The 19,597-nt window shown below is 64.6% G+C and carries 19 protein-coding genes; 12 read left to right on the plus strand and 7 right to left on the minus strand.

The features are described from left to right. The first annotated feature begins 164 nt into the window (after positions 1–164). Positions 165–4,034 carry a beta strand repeat-containing protein gene (locus V6N07_RS06640; RefSeq protein ID WP_371154972.1) on the plus strand — a complete coding sequence of 1,290 codons (3,870 nt, stop codon included), beginning with the start codon at positions 165–167 and terminating at the stop codon, positions 4,032–4,034. Positions 4,035–4,314: 280 nt separating this feature from the next. On the opposite strand, the gene V6N07_RS06645 is transcribed toward V6N07_RS06640, so the two are convergent. Continuing rightward, complete coding sequence (locus tag V6N07_RS06645) at positions 4,315–5,262, minus strand: SDR family oxidoreductase (protein ID WP_371154974.1); 948 nt, start codon at positions 5,260–5,262, stop codon at positions 4,315–4,317. Between the two features lie 132 nt (positions 5,263–5,394). On the opposite strand from V6N07_RS06645, the gene V6N07_RS06650 reads away from it, so the two are divergent. Further along, positions 5,395–6,324, plus strand: coding sequence for an AraC family transcriptional regulator N-terminal domain-containing protein (locus tag V6N07_RS06650; RefSeq protein ID WP_371154976.1), 930 nt, complete (start codon positions 5,395–5,397; stop codon positions 6,322–6,324). 36 nt (positions 6,325–6,360) lie between these two features. On the opposite strand, the gene V6N07_RS06655 is transcribed toward V6N07_RS06650, so the two are convergent. Continuing rightward, positions 6,361–7,269 carry a LysR substrate-binding domain-containing protein gene (locus V6N07_RS06655; protein ID WP_371154977.1) on the minus strand — a complete coding sequence of 303 codons (909 nt, stop codon included), beginning with the start codon at positions 7,267–7,269 and terminating at the stop codon, positions 6,361–6,363. A 104-nt stretch (positions 7,270–7,373) separates the two neighbouring features. Here V6N07_RS06655 and V6N07_RS06660 point away from each other — a divergent pair, with 104 nt between their 5' ends. Genes V6N07_RS06660 through V6N07_RS06675 form a run of 4 tightly spaced genes read left to right on the plus strand, consistent with a single transcriptional unit; the run spans position 7,374 to position 10,613 of the window. Next, a complete protein-coding gene (locus V6N07_RS06660) occupies positions 7,374–8,378 on the plus strand; it encodes a zinc-binding alcohol dehydrogenase family protein (RefSeq protein ID WP_371154979.1) in 1,005 nt (334 codons plus the stop codon). Positions 8,379–8,408: 30 nt separating this feature from the next. Then, positions 8,409–8,831, plus strand: a complete 423-nt coding sequence (locus tag V6N07_RS06665) for a DUF1330 domain-containing protein (RefSeq protein WP_371154980.1) — start codon at positions 8,409–8,411, stop codon at positions 8,829–8,831. Continuing rightward, positions 8,812–9,807 carry an LLM class oxidoreductase gene (locus V6N07_RS06670; RefSeq protein WP_371154982.1) on the plus strand — a complete coding sequence of 332 codons (996 nt, stop codon included), beginning with the start codon at positions 8,812–8,814 and terminating at the stop codon, positions 9,805–9,807. The genes V6N07_RS06665 and V6N07_RS06670 overlap by 20 nt, the downstream gene beginning before the upstream one ends. Next, the gene (locus V6N07_RS06675; protein WP_371154983.1) at positions 9,804–10,613 is read left to right on the plus strand and encodes an SDR family NAD(P)-dependent oxidoreductase; all 810 of its coding nucleotides are present in this window, start codon (positions 9,804–9,806) and stop codon (positions 10,611–10,613) included. The genes V6N07_RS06670 and V6N07_RS06675 overlap by 4 nt, the downstream gene beginning before the upstream one ends. Before the next feature lie 149 nt (positions 10,614–10,762). Here the strand turns inward: V6N07_RS06675 and V6N07_RS06680 are convergent, their stop codons facing one another. After that, positions 10,763–10,897, minus strand: coding sequence for a hypothetical protein (locus V6N07_RS06680; RefSeq protein WP_371154985.1), 135 nt, complete (start codon positions 10,895–10,897; stop codon positions 10,763–10,765). On the opposite strand from V6N07_RS06680, the gene V6N07_RS06685 reads away from it, so the two are divergent. From V6N07_RS06685 to V6N07_RS06705, 5 genes are all read left to right on the plus strand, one after another. After that, entirely contained in the window at positions 10,896–11,777 is an 882-nt protein-coding gene (locus tag V6N07_RS06685; RefSeq protein ID WP_371154986.1) for an MBL fold metallo-hydrolase, read from the plus strand. The two genes, V6N07_RS06680 and V6N07_RS06685, sit on opposite strands and share 2 nt — an antisense overlap. A 19-nt stretch (positions 11,778–11,796) precedes the next feature. Next, entirely contained in the window at positions 11,797–13,473 is a 1,677-nt protein-coding gene (locus V6N07_RS06690; protein ID WP_371155399.1) for a TIGR01244 family sulfur transferase, read from the plus strand. Positions 13,474–13,570: 97 nt separating this feature from the next. Next, positions 13,571–15,298, plus strand: a complete 1,728-nt coding sequence (locus V6N07_RS06695; RefSeq protein WP_371154987.1) for a SulP family inorganic anion transporter — start codon at positions 13,571–13,573, stop codon at positions 15,296–15,298. 13 nt (positions 15,299–15,311) lie between these two features. Beyond that, positions 15,312–15,752 (plus strand): YeeE/YedE family protein, encoded by a 441-nt coding sequence (locus V6N07_RS06700; RefSeq protein WP_371154988.1) that lies wholly within the window; start codon positions 15,312–15,314, stop codon positions 15,750–15,752. Then, entirely contained in the window at positions 15,752–16,180 is a 429-nt protein-coding gene (locus V6N07_RS06705; protein WP_371154989.1) for a DUF6691 family protein, read from the plus strand. Before V6N07_RS06700 ends, V6N07_RS06705 begins: the two co-directional genes overlap by 1 nt. A gap of 87 nt (positions 16,181–16,267) precedes the next feature. On the opposite strand, the gene V6N07_RS06710 is transcribed toward V6N07_RS06705, so the two are convergent. Further along, entirely contained in the window at positions 16,268–16,444 is a 177-nt protein-coding gene (locus V6N07_RS06710) for a DUF2892 domain-containing protein (RefSeq protein ID WP_371154990.1), read from the minus strand. Positions 16,445–16,663: 219 nt separating this feature from the next. Here V6N07_RS06710 and V6N07_RS06715 point away from each other — a divergent pair, with 219 nt between their 5' ends. Then, complete coding sequence (locus tag V6N07_RS06715; protein ID WP_371154991.1) at positions 16,664–17,065, plus strand: rhodanese-like domain-containing protein; 402 nt, start codon at positions 16,664–16,666, stop codon at positions 17,063–17,065. 37 nt (positions 17,066–17,102) lie between these two features. Here V6N07_RS06715 and arsB read toward each other — a convergent pair whose 3' ends face one another. The 3 genes from arsB to V6N07_RS06730 all read right to left on the minus strand — a co-directional run bounded on the left by arsB (position 17,103) and on the right by V6N07_RS06730 (position 19,591). Further along, entirely contained in the window at positions 17,103–18,149 is a 1,047-nt protein-coding gene (arsB, locus tag V6N07_RS06720; protein ID WP_371154993.1) for an ACR3 family arsenite efflux transporter, read from the minus strand. A 40-nt stretch (positions 18,150–18,189) separates the two neighbouring features. Further along, the gene (locus V6N07_RS06725; RefSeq protein WP_371154994.1) at positions 18,190–18,522 is read right to left on the minus strand and encodes an ArsR/SmtB family transcription factor; all 333 of its coding nucleotides are present in this window, start codon (positions 18,520–18,522) and stop codon (positions 18,190–18,192) included. A gap of 205 nt (positions 18,523–18,727) precedes the next feature. After that, a complete protein-coding gene (locus V6N07_RS06730; protein WP_371154996.1) occupies positions 18,728–19,591 on the minus strand; it encodes a fumarylacetoacetate hydrolase family protein in 864 nt (287 codons plus the stop codon). Between the last annotated feature and the right edge of the window lie 6 nt (positions 19,592–19,597).

Here is a 19,597-nt window from a genome sequence, read left to right on the forward strand (position 1 = left end):
GTTCAGGCACCGCGGCAAGCAGTTGTGGCTAAATCGCGACGCTTTGTGTAGCAAATTGTTAACGTCGCGATTCTGGAAGCCTATGCCCTTGTCGGCGATGCGAAGTCCGCGTCGGTAACGACCATTTATCAGTGCCCGTGCCTGTATCCGTGAAGGAATTTTACATGACCACAACTCCGCTTCTCTGGCTTTCCGAATTCACCGCCAACCTCGTCCTTGCCGATGATCAGCGCGATCCGGTCGTTACAGGGCTGTCGAACGGCAATTTCCTTGTGTCCTGGACCGACGAGAACGAGTCTGTGGGCAATGGCGGTGGAAGCGATATCATCGGGGTGATCTTCGATCCGCTGGGCAACGCGCTCACGGGTTCGCTGTTTCTCAACGACGGCTTCGGCTTTACGCGAAGCGAAGACGACCACACTGTCGCGGCCCGCTCCGACGGGGGGTTTGCGATCGTCTACATGTTCTCCAACGGGACAGAGACTGACGTCATCTTCGGCATCTACGATGAGAATGGCCAGCGTGGGGCCTTCACCGGGCCCGAGATCGGTGGTGGTTTCGTCGTAAACGACACCTCCGGCTCGGGCGTCGAATACAGCAACCCCAGCATTGCGGTCGGCGCGGACGATAGCCTCTTCGTCACCTACGAGACGAGCTCCGGCACCACTCAGAATATCGTGGGCAGAAAGATCTCCGCCGATGGGACGACCGTCGGGGCGGAGGTTACACTGCGGCAGGATGGGTTTGCCGGGGGAATTTCGGCCAACGAAGATCTTGTCTCGCCGCAAACCGTCGCCCTCACGGGGGGCGGGTTTGCAACCGTGTATCTGGACAACGACGACACAGCCGGCGGAGTCGAACGTACGGTCGAGGTCCTGATCAGCAATGCCGACGGCACCAATTTCACCCTGATCAACAATATCTCGACCCCTGATGGCAGCCCGGATGCGAACCCGCGCATTGCCGCCCTGCCCGATGGTCGCTTTGTCGTCGCCTGGGACGAAGACGGGGACCTGCGCGGTTCCATCTATGCTGCCAATGGAACGGTCAACCAATCGGACTTCGTCGTCACCAACAATCCTACCCTGCAGTTTCGCCTGGCCGACATCATAGCACTGGAGGACAATTCGTATTTCGTCCTGTTCGAGGACACGACGAACAATCGGTTGTTCGGATTGCGCCAGAGCGAAGGTGTTCAGGTCGGTTCTACCGTCTTCATCGATCCCAACTTGGCCGACGAGTTGGGGGATCCTGCATCGCTCGACCTGACGTCGGACGGGCGCATTCTGGTTACCTGGGGCGAGGCCGGCGACATCCGGACCGCGATCTATGATCCGCGAGACGACGCCATCACCGTCGATCCGACCGATGGCACGACCACCGGCACGCCACAGGCGGACACCATCACCGGGTCGAGCGTTGCGGATACGATCTTCGCCGTGGGCGGCAACGATTCCGTGTCAGGCGGCGGTGGGAACGACACCATCGACGGCGGAGAGGGCAACGACACGATCGACGGCGGCGCAGGTGTCGACTCGCTCGATGGCGGCGACGGCGACGATACCTTCCTGCTCGACGACAACGATCTCGACGACATCGACGGTGGCGACGATACCGACACGCTCGATGCTTCGGCACGCACCACCGGGATCGAAGTCAATCTGCTTGACGGCACCATCGAAGGTTCGGGGCCTGATACGACGGTGACCTCCATCGAACGGGTGATCGGCACGGCGGGCAACGACACGATCAGGGGGTCTTTCGACTTCGGCGACACGCTGGAAGGCGGATTGGGCAATGACAGCATCGTTGCCGTCACCGCTTCGGCCAGCCTGACCGGTGGAGACGGCGACGACACCCTGACATCGACGAATGGGGACGTCGTGCTCGATGGCGGCGCGGATGACGACCTGATCATCCTGACACCGCTGACCGGAACGACGACGATCGTCGGCGGCTCGGGTGATGACACCCTGCAGTTCGAAGGTCCTTTCGACATCACGGCGAACCGTTTGATCATCGACCTCGACGAAGGTCGGAACACCGCGGGACAGGGATTCAGGGGTGACTGGTCCGGGGTCGAGAACCTGTTCACGTTCGACAAGGTCGCGAGCACGGTGATCGGCAACGCCGCGGCCAATATCCTGCGCGGCAGTATCTATGATGATACCCTGCAGGGCGAAGGCGGCAACGATACGATCAACGGTCGTGACGGCAACGATGCGATCATGGGCGACGGCGGCGACGACAGGGTCGATGGCGACGCGGGCAACGACACCGTTTCGGGCGGATCCGGCAGCGACCGCATTCTTGGCGGCGCAGACAACGACACCCTCTATGCGGCTACGGAAACCACCAACAGCTATGGCGAGGACACCCTGTTCGGCGGATCGGGAAATGACCTGCTCGTGGGTGCCAACGGCGCGCAGAGCCTGTCGGGACAATCCGGCAACGATACGATCATCGGCGGCGATGATCTCGGCACCGCTGACGTCGATACGCTGAGCGGTGGATCGGGGGACGACAGCCTCGTATCCGGTCAGGGCGCGGTCGACATGGGCCAGGAAAGCAACGGCGACCTGATGTCGGGCGGATCGGGCAACGACACGCTGATCGGGGGCAACGCCAACGACCTGCTGGAAGGCGACGCCGACGACGACAGCCTGTCGGGCGGTTCGGGCGATGACACGCTCTATGCCGGATCGGCAGACGACAACAGTTTCGGCTCCGACACCCTGTCGGGTGGATCCGGCAACGACAGTCTGCTCGGCGGCAATGGTGCCCAGGACCTGTTCGGCGGATCGGGCAACGATACCCTGCGCGGCGGCGACGACTTCGGCTCCGCCGATGTGGATACGCTGCGTGGCGGGTCGGGCGACGACAGCCTCGTCTCCGGCCAGGGCGCAGTCGACATCGGCGACGAGGGCGATGGCGACCTGCTGTCCGGCGGATCGGGCAACGACACGCTGATCGGAGGCGGTGCCAACGATCTACTCGAAGGCGACGCCGACGATGACAGCCTGTCGGGTGGGGCCGGAAACGATACCCTCTATGCCGGCGCGGCCGGAGCGGTCAATTTCGGTGCCGACACCTTGTCCGGTGGTTCGGGCAACGACAGCCTTCTTGGTGACAACGGCGCCCAGCAGCTGTTTGGCGGATCCGGCAATGACACCCTGCGCGGCGGCAATGATTTCGGCACGGCCGACGTCGACACGCTCAGCGGTGGATCCGGCGACGACAGCCTCGTGTCGGGTCAAGGGGCCGTCGATGCCGGGCTGGAGGGCAATGGCGACCTGCTGTCCGGCGGATCGGGCAACGACACGCTGATCGGGGGCAGTGCCAACGACCTGCTGGAAGGTGACGCAGACGACGACAGCCTGTCGGGCGGCGGCGGCGATGACACCCTCTATGCCGGCTCGTCGAGCGACAACAGTTTTGGCGCCGACACCCTGTCCGGCGGGTCCGGCAACGACAGCCTGATCGGCGGCAATGGCGCCCAGAGCCTGTCCGGCGGGTCGGGCGACGATACGATCACCGGTGGCGACGATTTTGGAACAGCCGACGTGGACACGCTCAGCGGTGGGTCGGGTGACGACCTGCTCATGTCCGGTCAGGGCGCCGTAAATGCCACGAGTCAAGGCAACGGGGATCTGCTGTCGGGTGACGACGGCGAGGACACGCTGATCGGCGGGGCCGCGGATGACACGCTGGACGGCGGCCGGGATGCCGATCGCCTCGACGGCGGGGCCGGGGACGACGAACTGACGGGCGGCTTCGGGCGTGACACCTTCGTGTTCCGTGTCGGCACCGGGTCGGACACGGTCACGAACTATGACCGCGGGTTCGACCAGCTGGAGTTGGACGATGCCCTCTGGCTGTCCACGCATGGCACCCTGACCGAGGCGCAGGTGGTGGCAACCTTTGCGACAGACGTGGGCTCCGACGTGCAGTTCGACTTCGGAGACGGGGACATCGTCCTGTTGCGCAACGTGCCTTCGCCCTTCAGCCTCGAGGATGACATCACGATCATCTAGACAGGCCGAGGGGTCTTCGTATCGCCTGTCCGGGCCGCCAGCGGCCCGGACCGACCCGCGAACTTGGTCGAAGGGTCGATCATGCCACGGCCCGGCGGCTGCGCCCGGACGAAAAAGGCGCAGCCCTCTCGCCGGTCCGGGCGACTGTCTGCATGGCCCTACAAACGTCCCCAAACCTTTCACGAGACTGAAAGCCGGCCCTGCCGTGACCGATGCCGGCACAGCTTTAGGCCCGAGGGGGCGATGCGACCCACGCCGACCACGTCGCCGGACCGCCAGGTCAGACTGACCATGCGAAGCCGGTTTCCTTTTCCGACCGCTCCCACAGCCTCTGCATGGTGGCCTTGTCATGGGCATAGGGCTCCAACGATCCCTTCCCGACAGGACCGACGAATTGCAGCCGCCCGGTCGGGCCATAGAGCGCCCGGTGTTCCAGTTCGGCCTCGGTTGCACACATCACTTCCGGGTAGGCGCCTTTCTCTGCACTCTGGACCAGAGGCGACATGGACATGAGACCGAACGTGATCCGCGTGATCAACCCGCCACTCGTGCTGATCAGGGATGTCGCCGAGGCACCAGGGTGGCAGACATAGACGTCGACGTTCCTGCCCGACGCCACCACGCGATCCTGCAACTCGTAGGCAAACATCATCTGCGCCAGCTTGCTTTGGCTGTAGGCGGCGTTCGGGCTGTAGTTCCTGTCCCAGTTCATGTCGTCGAACTTGATCGTGCGCAGGCCCATCCTGTAGCCGAGGCTGGCAACCACGACGATCCGGCCCCGCGAGGCGTCGATGCGATCGAAGAGCATGCCGCAGAGGACGAAATGACCGTAATGGTTCGTGCCAAGCTGACTTTCGAACCCATCGACCGTCAGCTTGCGGGAAGGCACCTGCGCGATGGCCGCATTGCAGATCAGCGCATCGATGCGCGGGACCGTGGCCAACACCTCCTGCCCCGCGCCGCGAACGCTTGCCAGATCGGCGAGGTCCATGCGCACGAAGCTGACGTCGGCCGCCGCACCGAATTCGGATTTCAGATCCCTGACCGCTGCGGTCGATTTTTCGGAACTGCGATTGAGCATCACCACCTTGGCGCCCTTGGATAGAAGGATCCGCGCGGCCTGAAACCCTGCCCCGGCATTTGCACCGGTAATGACGAAGGTCTTGCCTATAAGCGAACCAATACGCTCCGGCCTCCAGCCGTCGGGTCCGAATTGCGTGTCTTTCATTGTCATTCTCCTATCCGCGGAAACCAAACCGGCCTTATGCTGCTACTTCATTGTTGAAGTGCATATAACTCTCACGGAACTCGGAAAACATACGCCATCGTCGCGAATACTTGCCTGATCGTATCAACATGCTTGTCCGAGGACAGGAACCGCGGCTACAAGGGCGGCATGTCGAAAGAACGGATCGAGCATTTCATACAGACCCGGATGACGGAGGATGGCCTGCAAGGCATCGGTCTGCCCGGAGTGAAACTGTTCCGGACGACAACGCCGATCGCCTGCGCCCCGGCGGTCTATGACCCGACGATCGTCGCGATTGTCAGCGGTGCGAAGGAGGCGGTTCTGGATGGCCACAGGTTCGTCTACGACAGCCAACGGTACATGTGCTGTCCCATGTCCATGCCCGTCGAAGCCGGAACGCCCCAGGCCTCGGAACAGACGCCGCTTCTGGGCGTCATGATCACCCTCGACACCCGGCTCATGCGGGAACTTGCGATCGAACTGGAACAGGCGGCGGGCGCCATCCGACCTCCGAAAGGCGATTCCGTTCCTCAGGGTCTCGTTCTGGCGCCTTGGGACGCCGCCTTCGGCGATGCCCTCTTGCGGTTGCTTCTGCTGGCCGACACCGCGGCGGATGCCGCCGTTCTGGGCCATGGGCGGCTGCGGGAACTCTATTACGCCGTCCTGCGCGGAGAGGCCGGGTTCGCCGCCCGTCGGGCGTTCGGCGTCGGCAACGAGATCGCGCGCGCGATCGAATACCTGTCCTGCCACCTGAACGAGACGGTCACCATCGACGACGTGGCGTCTCAGGTCGGCATGAGCCGGGCCGTCCTTCACCGCAAGTTCAAGCAGGCGACGACGATGTCGCCCCTTCAGTTCATGAAATCAATGCGCCTCAACAACGCTGCCATGAAGATCGCGGGCGGCATGACCGTCAGTGAAGCTGCCTCCGAAGTGGGATATGTCAGCGCGTCGCAGTTCAGCCGGGAATTCAAACGCCTTTACAGCCAGTCCCCAAGACAATGGAGCCAGTCCATCGACCTGCCCGCGGGCCTTGCGTGACGGCGCCCGTGATCCGGCCCGCCGCCGGCCAAGGTGTCAGGACGCGCCGGACCAGCGATCGCCAAGATGTTCGATCAGGAAATCGATGACGACACGTGTCTTTGGCGTCAGGACGTTGGACCGCGGATAGACCAGCCAGAGGACCGATCGATCGTTCAGCCGCCAGTCCGGCAGGACATGGACAAGGCGGCCAGAGGCAAGCTCGTGGCTCACGCTCCACAGCGAATTGACCGACAGACCTGCCCCGGCGAGGGACGCCTCGCGCTGCGCATCACCGTCATCGACGATCGTCCGGCAAATCATCTCCTCGGGGCGCAAGAGCGCCGTGTCCCCCGCGGCATTGATCAACTCACGCGGCGCCGCGTTGGCCCATGCGATATAGCCGTGACCGCGCAGGTCCTCTGGCGCTTGGGGTGTTCCATGCACCTTCAGGTAACCGGGCGAAGCACAGAGGATGCGCGTGTCATCGGCCAGCTTGCGTCCCTTGAGGCTGCTGTCCGCCAACGGGGCGCTGCGCAGGGCAAGGTCGAAACTGCCTTCGATCGTATCGAACCGCGTGTCCGACAGCCGCAGATCGAGCGTCAGGTCGGGATAGGCCGCGTGGAATCGCGGCAATAGCGGCATGACGTGCAGTTGCGCGAAACTGCTGGGCGCTGCAAAGCGCAGCGTGCCCTTGGGGTTGCTGGTGCCGCTGTCCCCAAGCGCGGTGCGCGCGGCGTCGGCCTGGGCAAGGATCTCTCGCGCGTAGGGCAGGAATTCCGATCCTTCCAGCGAAAGCGATACCTTGCGCGTGGTGCGATGCAAAAGCTCCGCGCCCAATTCATGCTCCAACTTCGCGAGGCGTGCACTGGCAACCGCCGGTGCAAGTCCAAGTGCGCGACCGGCGGCGCTGATGTTCAACCGTTCGGCCGCCATGACGAACAGGCGCAGGCTTGCCGTGTCCACGCTATTATCTCCTGAATCAAGAAACTGAAGTCCTGAATGCGGCGTTTTGTTCGCCACGGCAAAGGGTATTTCCGAGGCAGCACATCTTTGAACGGAGACTGATGATGAAAGCGATCGGATACGAACAAACCGGCCCCATAGACGCGCCGAATGCCCTCCAGATGTTCGACGCACCAAAGCCGGTCGTCGGGCCACGCGACCTGCTGGTCGAGGTCAGGGGCGTGTCCCTCAACCCCGTGGACGTCAAGCTGCGCGCCGCGCGTGCGCCCGAGAATGGCCCCGACATCCTCGGCTTCGACGCCGCGGGCATCGTGGTGGAGACGGGCGCCGAGGTGACAGGCTACAAGGTGGGCGATGAGGTCTTCTATGCGGGCGACGTGACCCGCGCCGGATCCAACGCGGCCCTGCAGGCGGTCGATGAACGCATCGTTGGTCGCAAGCCCGAGACGCTCGACTTTGCCGAGGCGGCGGGCATGCCGCTGACGGCGATCACGGCATGGGAAATGCTGTTCGACGCATTTCGCCTTGTCGAAGGCGGCGGCGAAGGCAAATCCCTGCTGGTGATCGGCGGCGCGGGCGGCGTCGGATCCATCCTGATCCAGCTGGCCAAGACCCTGACCAAGCTGACCGTGATCGCCACGGCATCCCGCCCCGAAACACGGGACTGGGTACGCAAGATGGGTGCCGATCACGTCATCGATCACCGTGGCGACGTGGCCGGGCAGATCAAGGATCTGGGCCTTGCCCCCGAATACGTGGCCGCCCTGACCGCAACGGATCAGCATTACCCCGCGATCATCGATCTGATCGCGCCTCGCGGCCATATTGCCCTGATCGACGATCCGCAGGGCCTGGACATCGCGCCGGCAAAGCCGAAGGCCCTGACGATCAGCTGGGAATTCATGTTCACCCGGTCGATGTTCGGCACCGATGATATCGAGGTTCAGCGCGATCTGCTGAACCGGGTGTCGCAGATGCTGGACGAGGGCGTGCTGCAATCGACCGTAACCGAACGCCTTGGCGCGATGACGGTGGAATCGATGCTGGCCGCCCATGCCCGGCAGGAAAGCGGTCGCGTCATCGGCAAACAGGTCCTCGGCGGGATCTGACCGCCCCTGCCCCGCGAAGGAGAGAGCATCATGCCCTGCTATTCCGTGCTCGACGTCACGCCGACCAGCGCAGACTGGATACCGGACTACCTGCCGGCTGCGAACGCGCGCGTCGCGGCGCATGGCGGCAGGTACATCGCCCGGACGGCCAGCCATGAACAACTGGAAGGCGCGGCGCTGGCTGCCGGCCTGCGGATCATCATCGAATGGCCCGCGAGGGGAAAAGGCCGAAGCCTTCATGGCGGACGATGCCTATGGCCCGCATCTGCGGGCGCGCACGGGCGGTTCGGTAAGTCACCACTTTCTCATCGAGGGCAAGGACGACCTTGCCTGAATGATCATGTTGGCCCGTGCCCGGCGGCGCGGGCCAACATTTCCTGGGGGATGCGGCGCAGGTCCCGCACCGCCCCGGTCAACCGCAAGGATCAAGGCAATGGACGCCACATCGTCTGACATTTCCGAACCTCCGCGTTTTGCGCCCCTGAACCGCGCCTACAACGCGGTGTTCCAACCTGATCGGCTGTCCATCGGGTTGGTCGTCCCCCTCGACGCCCATGGCCGGGATCCGGTCGCGGACATGTCGCGCCATGTCGAACGTGCGCAATTGGCCGATACGATGGGGTTTTCGGCCCTGTGGCTGCGCGATGTGCCGTTCAATGTCCCCTCGTTCGGGGATGCCGGACAGGGGTTCGACCCGTTCGTCTATCTGGGTGCGCTGTCCATGGCGACAAGCGACATCGCGTTGGGCGTGGCCAGCGTCGTCCTGCCCCTGCGGCATCCGGCGCATGTCGCCAAGGCGGCGGCGTCGGCGGATGTCCTCTCGGACGGACGTCTGCTCCTCGGGGTCGCGTCGGGCGACCGACCCGAAGAGTATCCGGCGCTGAACATGACCTTTCCCGACCGGGGTGAGCGGTTCCGCGACAGCGTCGATTACATCCGCGCCATGGGCGCCCCCTACCCTACGTTCGACAACCGGCACGGGGCAGTTGCGGGCACGATCGACATGCTGCCGAAACCAACGGGCGACCGCCTGCCGCTTCTGATAACCGGGGGCAGCCAGCAATCGCCCGATTGGGTCGCCCGGAACGGCGACGGGTGGATGACCTATCCCCGCGATACCGCCAGCCAGGGCCGCGTCGTCAGCGACTATCGCGGCCGGATCGCCGAGGCAGGATTGCCGGACAAGCCCGTGATGCAATCGCTGTATGTCAACCTGCTGGACGACCCCGATGCACCCGCCCGCCCGATCCACCTCGGGTTTCAGTCGGGCAGCGGCTTCCTTCGTCGATACCTGACCGACCTGCGGGCCCTCGGCATCAATCACGTTGCCATCAACCTGCGGTTCAACAGCGCCGGTATCGAAACGACGATGAAGCGGCTGGCGGACGACATCCTGCCCGATTTCTCGAACCGGAAGGCCACCTCATGACCAAGACCATCCTCATCACCGGCGCAACGGACGGCCTCGGGCTGGAAACGGCGCGCCGCCTGGCCCGCGACGGCCATCACCTGCTTGTTCACGGCCGGAACGCGGACAAGTTGGCCGCAACCGCCCACGACCTCCGCTCCGCCCCCACGGCCGGCAAGGTCGAGACCTACCTGGCCGACCTGTCGGATCTGGCCGAGGTTGCCCGCCTCGGGCGGGATCTGCGGGACAGCCAGCGCAGGCTCGACGCGGTCATCAACAATGCGGGCGTTCTCAAGCTGGACCATCCGTTGACGGCTGACGGTCAGGATCTTCGGTTCGTGGTCAACACGCTGGCCCCGGCCCTGCTGACGCGGATGCTGTTGCCCGTGATTCCGCAATCGGGCCGCATCGTGCACCTGTCCTCTGCCGCGCAGGCCCCTGTCGATCTTGCGGCCATGGCGGGCACACGCCGCCTACGGGCGATGGACGCCTACGCCCAAAGCAAGCTGGCCCTGACGATGTGGAGCCAGTCCCTCGCCGAGGAACTGGCCGCGGAAGGGCCGGTTACCGTCGCCGTGAACCCCGGCTCCCTGTTGGCGACCGACATGGTGCGCAAGGGTTTCGGCGTCTCCGGCAATGATATCGGCATCGGCGCGGATATCCTGATGCGGGCTGCCCTGTCCGGGGAATTCGCGACGGCATCGGGGCAGTATTTCGACAACGACGCAGGCCGCTTTGCCCCTCCGCATCCGGATGCGGCAAAGCCGCAGACCGTCGCGGCCGTCGTCAAGGCCATCGAGGACCGCATCGCCGGATACCTGACCTGATCGGCCATGGCCCTAATCCTGCCGCGCAGGCGTCCCATCCGCCGTGATGGGGCGACCCCGCCGGCGGCCGCAGCGACAGGCGCATGCGCCGCAACACGCGCAACATCGCGCCTCGGTGACAAAGTCACCGACAGCCATCTGAACACGCGCTACTCAGGTCGGGACACGACGGACAACAGCGCCGCGATCCGACAGCGTTCAATGGCGATCTTCCGTTCGTAGACCAGCAATCTCGTCAGCCCCGCAACCGGGGCAGCGACGGGCACACGGAGGAGACCTGCCATGACCTATCCCGTACAGATGGACGTGACCCCGGACGTTTCGGCCCATTTCGACGAAGCCACCAACACCATCAGCTACATCGTCGTCGACCCGGCGACACAACATTGCGCCATCGTGGATTCCGTCATGGATATCGACTACGCCGCAGGGCGCATCACCCATGATCATGCGGACGCGATGATCGACGAGGTCAGAACACGCGGCCTGACCCTCGACTGGATCATCGAGACGCATGTCCACGCCGATCACCTGTCCGCCGCGCCCTACATTCAGGACGCGTTGGGCGGAAAGATCGGCATCGGGTCCAAAATCATGGTCGTTCAGGAGACTTTTGGAAAGGTCTTCAACGAGGGGACCGAGTTTCAGCGCGACGGGTCGCAGTTCGACCGCCTGTTCGAAGATGGCGACACCTATCGGATCGGCGACATGACCGCCTTCGCCATGGCAACACCGGGTCACACCCCGGCCTGCATGGTGCACGTGGTCGGCAATGCGGCCTTTGTCGGTGACACCCTGTTCATGCCTGACGGCGGGTCCGCGCGCGCGGATTTTCCCGGCGGTGACGCGGGCGAGCTGTATGACAGCATTCAGAAGGTTCTGACCCTGCCCGATGCCATGCGCCTGTTCATGTGTCACGACTACGGCCCGAACGGCCGCGACATCCGCTGGGAAACCACGGTCGGAGAGGAAAAGGCCCACAACATCCACGTCGGCGGCGGCACCTCGCGCGAGGATTTCGTCGCCATGCGGACAGAGCGGGATGCCACGTTGAAGGTGCCCAACCTGATCATTCCGTCGTTGCAGGTGAACATGCGCGCCGGCGAGGTGCCGCGTGACGAGAACGGCAATCCCGTCCTCAAGGTGCCGGTAAACGGCCTGTGACCGGAAGGGACAGATGACGATGGACATTCGCAAGATCAGTGCACGCCTCTCGGTGTCGCCCCAGATCACCACAGACGATCTCGCCGCGCTGAAATCCGCGGGTTTCCGCTCGATCATCAGCAACCGTCCCGATGGTGAAGACGGCGATCAGCCCTCGTTCGACGAGGTGGCCGCAGCGGCCGGGGCCGCAGGGCTGGAGGCCCGGCACATCCCCGTCACCTCCGGCAGGATCGGCGCGCCTGATGTCACCGCATTTCAGACCGCTTTGCATGAACTGCCGGGGCCGACGCTTGCCTTCTGCCGCACCGGCACGCGGTCCACGACACTATGGGCGCTGGCCGAAGCCCCGCACCGTCCGATGCCCGAGATCCTCGGGGCAGCAAAGGCCGCCGGCTATGACATGAGCGGGGTTGCCCGCCGCATCGCAAACGGGGGGCGCACACCGACGGACAAACCCGATGTCACCCATGACATCGTGATCGTCGGGGCCGGGGCGGCGGGCATCGCCGTCGCCGCCAGCCTGAAATCGCGGCGTCCGTCGGTGGACGTGGCCGTGATCGACCCCGCCGATGTGCATTACTACCAACCCGGCTGGACCATGGTCGGCGGCGGCATCTTCTCGCCCGAACAGACGGCACGCACGACCGCGTCCCTGATTCCGCGCGGCGTGACATGGATCAAGGCCGCAGTTGCAGCGTTCGAACCCGCGCGCAACGCCCTTATCCTCGATGGCTGCCGTGTCGTCGGCTACGAACGGTTGATCGTCTGTCCCGGTATCAAGCTGGACTGGGGCGCGGTCGAGGGCCTGACCGAGACGCTGGGCCGCAATGGCGTGACCTCGAACTACCGCTACGACCTCGCCCCCTATACGTGGGAACTGGTCAAGGGTCTGCGCCGGGGGCGCGCGGTCTTCACACAGCCGCCAATGCCGATCAAATGCGCCGGCGCACCGCAAAAGGCCATGTATCTGTCCTGCAACGCGTGGGAAAAACGCAATGTCCTGCGTGACATCGATGTAACCTTCGCCAACGCCGGTGGCGTTCTGTTCGGCGTCAAGGAATACGTCCCCGCCCTGATGGAATACGTCGAACGCTACGACGCCGACCTGTCCTTCTTTCACACCCTGACGGCGATAGACGGCCCTGCCCGCAAGGCCGCGTTCAAGGTCGCCAGACCGGACGAGACGGCGCGCGACGTCACGATGGATTTCGACATGATCCACGTGTGCCCTCCGCAGACGGCGCCCGATTTCATCCGCGTCTCGCCCCTGGCCGACGCGGCCGGGTGGGTCGATGTCGATCAGGCCACCCTGCGCCACAAGACTCATGACAACATCTGGTCGCTTGGTGACGTGATGAATGCGCCCAATGCCAAGACCGCCGCGGCGGCGCGGATGCAGGCGCCCGTGGTGGCCGAAAACGTGCTTGCCGACATGCGCGGGCGCTCTCCGGTGGCGCATTACAACGGCTACGGCTCCTGCCCTTTGACGGTCGAGAGGGGCAAGATCGTCCTTGCGGAGTTCGGCTATGGCGGCCGGTTGCTGCCCAGCTTTCCCAAGGCGGTCATCGACGGCACCCGACCGACGCGCGCCGCATGGTTGCTGAAGGAACGCATGCTGCCCCCGGTCTATTGGAAGGGCATGCTGAAGGGGCGCGAATGGATGGCCAAGCCGGCCCCGGCCAAGGAAGACGCCTGACCCCGCCCGATCACCCGGGTGCGGTGTCCTGCGCCCGGTCAATGTGACACGATCAGACAATTGAGGGCGCAACCGCGCCCGCCCCGGAACACATGCAATGACCCTGAAAGACCATTTCCCGATCCTCACATGGGGTCGGTCCTATGATCGAGGGGCCTTTGGCGCCGACCTTCTGGCCGCGCTGATCGTGACGATCATGCTGATCCCGCAATCGCTGGCCTATGCCTTGCTGGCCGGTCTGCCGCCCGAGGCGGGGCTCTATGCCTCGATCGTTCCGATCATCCTTTATGCGCTTTTCGGGACCAGCCGCGCCCTTGCCGTCGGCCCGGTCGCCGTCGTGTCCCTGATGACGGCTTCCGCCCTGGGCGACGTCGCGCAGCAGGGAACGACCGGCTATGCCGCCGCCGCCCTGACGCTTGCGGGCATGTCCGGCCTGCTGCTTCTGGCGATGGGTCTTCTGCGCCTCGGGCGTCTCGCCAGTTTCCTGTCGCATCCTGTGGTTGCGGGGTTCATCACCGCGTCGGGCATCCTGATCGCCGCCAGCCAGCTGCGCCATATCCTCGGGATCGACGGGGGCGGCCACGACCTGATCCATATTGCCCGCGCCATGCTGAACAACATCGGTGACACGAACGGACCGACCGTGATCATCGGGGCGGCCGCGTTGATCTTTCTGTTCTGGGTGCGCAGGGGGTTCGGCCCGATGCTGCATCGACTGGGTCTTGGCAGGACCGCCGTCGACATCATGGTCAAGGCCGGCCCCGTCTTCGCCGTCGCGACCAGCACATGGGCCGTCTGGCAATTCGGGCTGCAGGATCGTGGCGTCGCCATCGTCGGGGCCGTGCCACAGGCCCTGCCTCCCTTTACCCTGCCGCCTGTACCGCTGGAACTGGTGCGCCAACTGACCCTGCCCGCCATCCTGATCTCGATCATCGGGTTCGTGGAGTCCATTTCGGTCGCGCAGACCCTCGCCGCAAAGACGCGCGACCGGATCGATCCCAATCAGGAACTGCTGGGCCTTGGCGCGGCCAACATCGGGGCGGCATTCACCGGGGGCTTTCCGGTGACGGGCGGCTTTTCGCGGTCTGTCGTGAACTTCGACGCCGGCGCCCGCACGCCAGCGGCCGGCATCCTGACGGCGGGGGGGCTTGCATTCGCGGCCATCGCCTTGACGCCGCTGATCCATTTCCTTCCCAAGGCGACGCTTGCGGCGACGATCATCGTGGCCGTGCTCAGCCTTGTGGACCTGTCCATCCTGCGCACCGCATGGGCCTATGCAAAGGCCGATTTCGCCGCCGTCGCGGCGACCATCCTTCTGACGTTGCTGGTCGGCGTCGAAACGGGCGTGACCGCGGGCGTCGCGGTTTCGCTGCTGCTGCATCTGAACCGAACCTCCCGCCCGCATATCGCAGAAGTCGGGCGCGTTCCGGGGACGGAGCATTTCCGCAATATCCTGCGCCACGAGGTAGAGACACAGCCCCATGTTCTGGCCCTGCGACCGGACGAGAGCCTGTATTTCGCGAATGCCCGCGTGTTGGAGGATCTGATCCTCGACCGGGTGACGCGGGATCGTGCGATCCGGCATGTCATCCTGCTGTGCTCGGCGGTCAACGAAGTCGACCTCAGCGCGCTTGAATCTCTCGAAAGTCTCAACGAACGCCTCGGGGACATGAACGTCGCCCTGCATCTGTCGGAGGTGAAGGGCCCCGTGATGGACAGGTTGAAGCGGTCCCATCTTTTGGAAACGCTGCGGGGCGATGTCCACCTTTCCCACCATTCCGCGGTGCGTGCCCTCGATGTGCCACCGCTGCCCACAGCCGCCTGATCAGGAGACCGCCATGCTGCCAATCATCCCAACCGACTTCACCCCTTGGGCATCCCTTGCGGGGGGTGTCCTGATCGGACTGTCCGCCGTGATGGTGATGGCCGGTTTCGGGCGCATTGCCGGGATCGTGGGGATCACGATCGGGTCCGCCACGGGCGGTGATCGCGGCTGGCGCTTGTCGTTCATCGCGGGCCTGCTTGCGGCGCCGCTGCTGTGGCTGGCCGTATCCGGCGGCTTTCCGGAGCAGAGCGTTTCGGCCAACCTTCCCGCAATGGCCGTGGCGGGCCTGCTCGTCGGAGCGGGAACCGCGATCGGGTCGGGGTGCACATCGGGGCACGGGGTCTGCGGCCTTGCACGCCTGTCGGGGCGGTCGATGGTTTCGGTCGTAACCTTCATGCTGTTCGCGGGGCTGACGGTGTTCGTCCTGCGCCACGTCATCGGGGGGGGCGTCTGATGCGGCCGGTCCTCGGTTTCCTTTCGGGCCTCGTCTTCGGCCTCGGCCTCGTCCTGTCGGGCATGGCCAACCCGGCAAAGGTTCTGAACTTTCTCGACGTTGCCGGGGCCTGGGACCCCAGCCTCGCCTTCGTGATGGGCGGCGCGGTGGTCGTGTCGTTCATCGGGTTCCGGCTGTCGTGGCGGCGCCGGTCCCCGATCCTGATGCCATCGTTCGACTTGCCGCAAGCCAGCGATATCGACCGCCCCCTCGTGACAGGCGCGGCCCTGTTCGGCATCGGTTGGGGCATCGGCGGGTTCTGCCCCGGCCCGGCATGGACGGCCCTGCCGATGCTGGCCCCGGGCACGTTGATCTTCGTGCCCGCGATGCTGATCGGGATCTGGCTTGGCCGACAGATGAAGACCACGCCCCTGCTGCGCAGCGCCTGACCCGTTCACCGCGGTCAGCCACCGACAGGAAAACGGCCCGGTCCCCCTTCAGGGCGCCGGGCCTTGCATTGTCGCGCGCGCCTCCACTCAGCAGTCGGAGCAGGTCTTTACCCCGATGATGCGGTACAACGGGCAAAAGCCGATGAATGCCGTGGCAAGGGGGATGAGGCCGACCCACCCCCAGATGCCGATCGCCCCCATCAGGGTGGCGATGATGAGGGCCGCGCCCAGAACGAAGCGAAGGCCACGATCGATAAGACCCATATTGCGGGAAACTGTCATGGGATGTCCTTTCCTGATGGCGTCAGTAGACCACCCTGTTCCGGATACGTCGGTGACATTGTCACCCTCGCACACCAAGACCGCCCCCCATGTCGGTCACGATCTGCCCTCCCTTCACGATACTGTCCGCGGTTGCGCCGACCCCTTCCGCAGGTCACGGTCCGATCAGAGGCCGTGGCCCAGCAAACGAAAGGCATTCCCATGGACAAGCTCAAGGTTTCCTCGGCCCGGATGGTCGCAAATGCCCGCGCCCGGATCGAAGAAGTCGAGACACCGGACCTGATCGCCGCGCTGAAGGATCCCGACCTCGTGGTCGTCGACATCCGGGATGTGCGCGAACGACAGCGCAGCGGTTTCATCCCCGGCAGCATCCATGCCCCGCGCGGGATGCTGGAATTCTGGGTCGACCCCGAAAGCCCCTATTTCAAGGAGGTGTTCCGTCAGGACGGGCGCCGCTTCGTGCTGCACTGCGCGTCCGGGTGGCGATCCGCCCTTGCCACGGCGACCTTGCAGGACATGGGGTTCGAGGCTGCTCACCTGAAGGAAGGTTTCTCGACCTGGGCGGAACAGGGCGGTCCCGTCGAACATTCCGACAGGACCTGAGGACGGGCCGCCTGGCCCGACCGATGCGCGCAAAGGCTCAGCTTTCGGCGAAACGGGTCCGCGTCCGGTTTGCGAAGGCAACCAGCGACAGCATGACCGGCACCTCGACCAGCACGCCGACGACCGTGGCCAGGGCCGCGCCGGAATTGAGACCAAACAGGCTGATCGCGACGGCGACCGCCAGTTCGAAGAAATTGGACGTGCCGATCATCGCGCAGGGGGCTGCGATCCGGTGCGGGACCTTCATGGCATAGGCTGCACCATAGGCCAGCGCAAAGATGCCGTAGCTCTGGATCAGGATCGGCACGGCGATCAGGGCGATGATCAACGGGCGGTCGAGAATGACGGCCCCTTGCAAGCCAAACAGGATGACCACGGTCGCGATCAGGCCGACGATCGACCATGGTTTGACACGTGCGGTAAAGGCCGCGATCCGGTCCGGCGTTCCAAGGATACGCCGTGTCGCCACACCGGCGGCGAGGGGCAGAACAACGTACAGGACCGTGGCCAGAACCAGCGTCTGCCATGGAACCGCAATGTCCGTCACCCCCAGCAGGAACGCCACGATCGGCGCGAAGGCCACGACCATGATCAGGTCATTCACCGACACCTGCACGAGGGTATAGGTCGCATCCCCGCGCGTCAGCTGCGACCAGACAAAGACCATCGCGGTGCAGGGCGCGGCCCCCAGCAGGATCAGACCCGCGATATACTGCGCCGCATCCTCGGGTGCGATGAAAGGGGCAAAGACATGATCGAAGAACAGCACGGCCAGCAGCGCCATGGAAAACGGCTTGATCAGCCAGTTGACCGCCAACGTGATCAAAAGGCCCTTGGGCTGTCGCGCGACACCCGCTGCGGCGGCAAAGTCGACACCGACCATCATCGGATAGACCATCGCCCAGATGAGGACCGCCACGACAAGGTTGATGGACGCGATTTCGGCCGCCGCGATCCCCTCGACAAGGCCGGGGGCCGCCCAGCCAAGGGCCAGACCGGCCAGAATGGCCAACGCGACCCACAGGGTCAGCCAGCGTTCGAAAACGCTCATGCCATTGATTGCGGGGGCGGGTATGTCAGTCATCAGAAGGGCTCCGGTCTGTTCGGGTTTTCGGGCGCGCGCATCAGCAGGCGCAGGCAAGTTCGTCGATCAGGGGCTGGCACAGGCCGGGGTCGCCGCCGCAGCAGTCCTGCAAAAGAAACGCCAACAACCCGCGCAGCCCGTCCATGTCGGCGCGGTAGCGTATCGAACGGCCTTCCCTCGTATTGCTCAGCAGGCCCGCGCCCACGAGGATCGAAAGGTTTGCCGACAGGGTGTTCTGACGAACGCCCAACTGGGCCGCGATATCTCCGGCCACCATCCCCTCCGGTCCGGCCCGAATGAGCAGACGGAAGACGTCGAGGCGGGTCGGCTGACTGAGCGCGGCAAAGGCCGCAAGGGCGCGAGACATTTCCATATATCGTGAAATGTCGAAATGTTTGAGCGAGGTCAAGGCACCCTTGCGCATGTGTCGGGATTTGTCGTGGTGGCGAGGCCATGCCCCCTGCCCCGCACCATGATCGACGCGCATCGCGGAAAGGAAGAACCGCTTGTTTCCGCGTGTCGATGGCGCGCGGATATCCGCGCGCCAACCTTGCCCTGAAAGGGAATCGGTGCTGACCCTAGCCTTGGTCGCTGGACCGGACGGCCTGCGTCTGAACGCCAAGCTTTTCGATCCCGAGGCGCATCGTCTCTCCGCCCGACAGATAGGTCGGCGGCTTGAGCCCCATGCCCACGCCCGGCGGCGTGCCGGTCGAGATGATGTCACCGGGCTGAAGGCTCATGAACCGGGAGCAATAGGAGATCAGGTGCGGCACCTTGTAGACCATCGTCGACGTCGACCCGTCCTGATACCGTTTGCCATCCACTTTGAGCCACATCGCGAGGTTGTCGAAATCACCGACCTCGTCCGGGGTCACCAGCCACGGCCCCGTCGGACCGAAGGTGTCACAGCCCTTGCCCTTGTCCCAAGTGCCGGCACGCTCGATCTGGAACTCGCGCTCGGACACGTCGTTGATGACACAGAAACCGGCTACGTGGTCGAGCGCGTTCTCTTCGTCGATATAGGCCCCGCCCTTCCCGATCACGACGCCCAGTTCGACCTCCCAGTCGGTCTTCCTGCTGCCGCGCGGGATGACCACGTCGTCATCCGGGCCGATGATGGCCGATGTCCATTTGTTGAAGATCACGGGCTCCGGCGGAACCTCCAGCCCGCTTTCCGCGGCATGGTCGGCGTAGTTCAGGCCGATGCAGACGAACTTGCCGGTCTGCCCGACGCAGGGGCCCAGGCGCAGCCCGTCCTGCGGCGTGCCATCCACCAGCGGCAGTGTCGCGGGATCGAGCGCCGTCAGGCGGGCAATGGTGTCGGGCAGAAGCGCGGCCCCCGCGATATCGTCGACATGGCCAGACAAGTCCCGGACGCGGCCATCCGCATCCAGACATCCCGGTTTTTCCTGCCCCGCGGGGCCGTAACGCAATAGTTTCATGCAGTC

The sequence above is a fragment of the Jannaschia sp. 2305UL9-9 genome, assembly GCF_041403465.1.
GTDB lineage: Bacteria > Pseudomonadota > Alphaproteobacteria > Rhodobacterales > Rhodobacteraceae > Jannaschia.

Excerpts from the sequence above, each read along its gene's own strand:
- V6N07_RS06680 (WP_371154985.1), bottom strand. The coding sequence starts at position 10,897 with ATGGCAGGTCTCCTCCGTGTGCCCGTCGCTGCCCCGGTTGCGGGGCTG.
- V6N07_RS06640 (WP_371154972.1), top strand. The coding sequence starts at position 165 with ATGACCACAACTCCGCTTCTCTGGCTTTCCGAATTCACCGCCAACCTC.
- V6N07_RS06675 (WP_371154983.1), top strand. The coding sequence starts at position 9,804 with ATGACCAAGACCATCCTCATCACCGGCGCAACGGACGGCCTCGGGCTG.
- V6N07_RS06670 (WP_371154982.1), top strand. The coding sequence starts at position 8,812 with ATGGACGCCACATCGTCTGACATTTCCGAACCTCCGCGTTTTGCGCCC.
- V6N07_RS06700 (WP_371154988.1), top strand. The coding sequence starts at position 15,312 with ATGCTGCCAATCATCCCAACCGACTTCACCCCTTGGGCATCCCTTGCG.
- V6N07_RS06705 (WP_371154989.1), top strand. The coding sequence starts at position 15,752 with ATGCGGCCGGTCCTCGGTTTCCTTTCGGGCCTCGTCTTCGGCCTCGGC.
- V6N07_RS06660 (WP_371154979.1), top strand. The coding sequence starts at position 7,374 with ATGAAAGCGATCGGATACGAACAAACCGGCCCCATAGACGCGCCGAAT.
- V6N07_RS06685 (WP_371154986.1), top strand. The coding sequence starts at position 10,896 with ATGACCTATCCCGTACAGATGGACGTGACCCCGGACGTTTCGGCCCAT.
- V6N07_RS06695 (WP_371154987.1), top strand. The coding sequence starts at position 13,571 with ATGACCCTGAAAGACCATTTCCCGATCCTCACATGGGGTCGGTCCTAT.
- V6N07_RS06665 (WP_371154980.1), top strand. The coding sequence starts at position 8,409 with ATGCCCTGCTATTCCGTGCTCGACGTCACGCCGACCAGCGCAGACTGG.
- V6N07_RS06725 (WP_371154994.1), bottom strand. The coding sequence starts at position 18,522 with ATGGAAATGTCTCGCGCCCTTGCGGCCTTTGCCGCGCTCAGTCAGCCG.
- V6N07_RS06710 (WP_371154990.1), bottom strand. The coding sequence starts at position 16,444 with ATGGGTCTTATCGATCGTGGCCTTCGCTTCGTTCTGGGCGCGGCCCTC.
- V6N07_RS06690 (WP_371155399.1), top strand. The coding sequence starts at position 11,797 with ATGGACATTCGCAAGATCAGTGCACGCCTCTCGGTGTCGCCCCAGATC.
- V6N07_RS06715 (WP_371154991.1), top strand. The coding sequence starts at position 16,664 with ATGGACAAGCTCAAGGTTTCCTCGGCCCGGATGGTCGCAAATGCCCGC.
- V6N07_RS06730 (WP_371154996.1), bottom strand. The coding sequence starts at position 19,591 with ATGAAACTATTGCGTTACGGCCCCGCGGGGCAGGAAAAACCGGGATGT.
- arsB (WP_371154993.1), bottom strand. The coding sequence starts at position 18,149 with ATGACTGACATACCCGCCCCCGCAATCAATGGCATGAGCGTTTTCGAA.
- V6N07_RS06645 (WP_371154974.1), bottom strand. The coding sequence starts at position 5,262 with ATGAAAGACACGCAATTCGGACCCGACGGCTGGAGGCCGGAGCGTATT.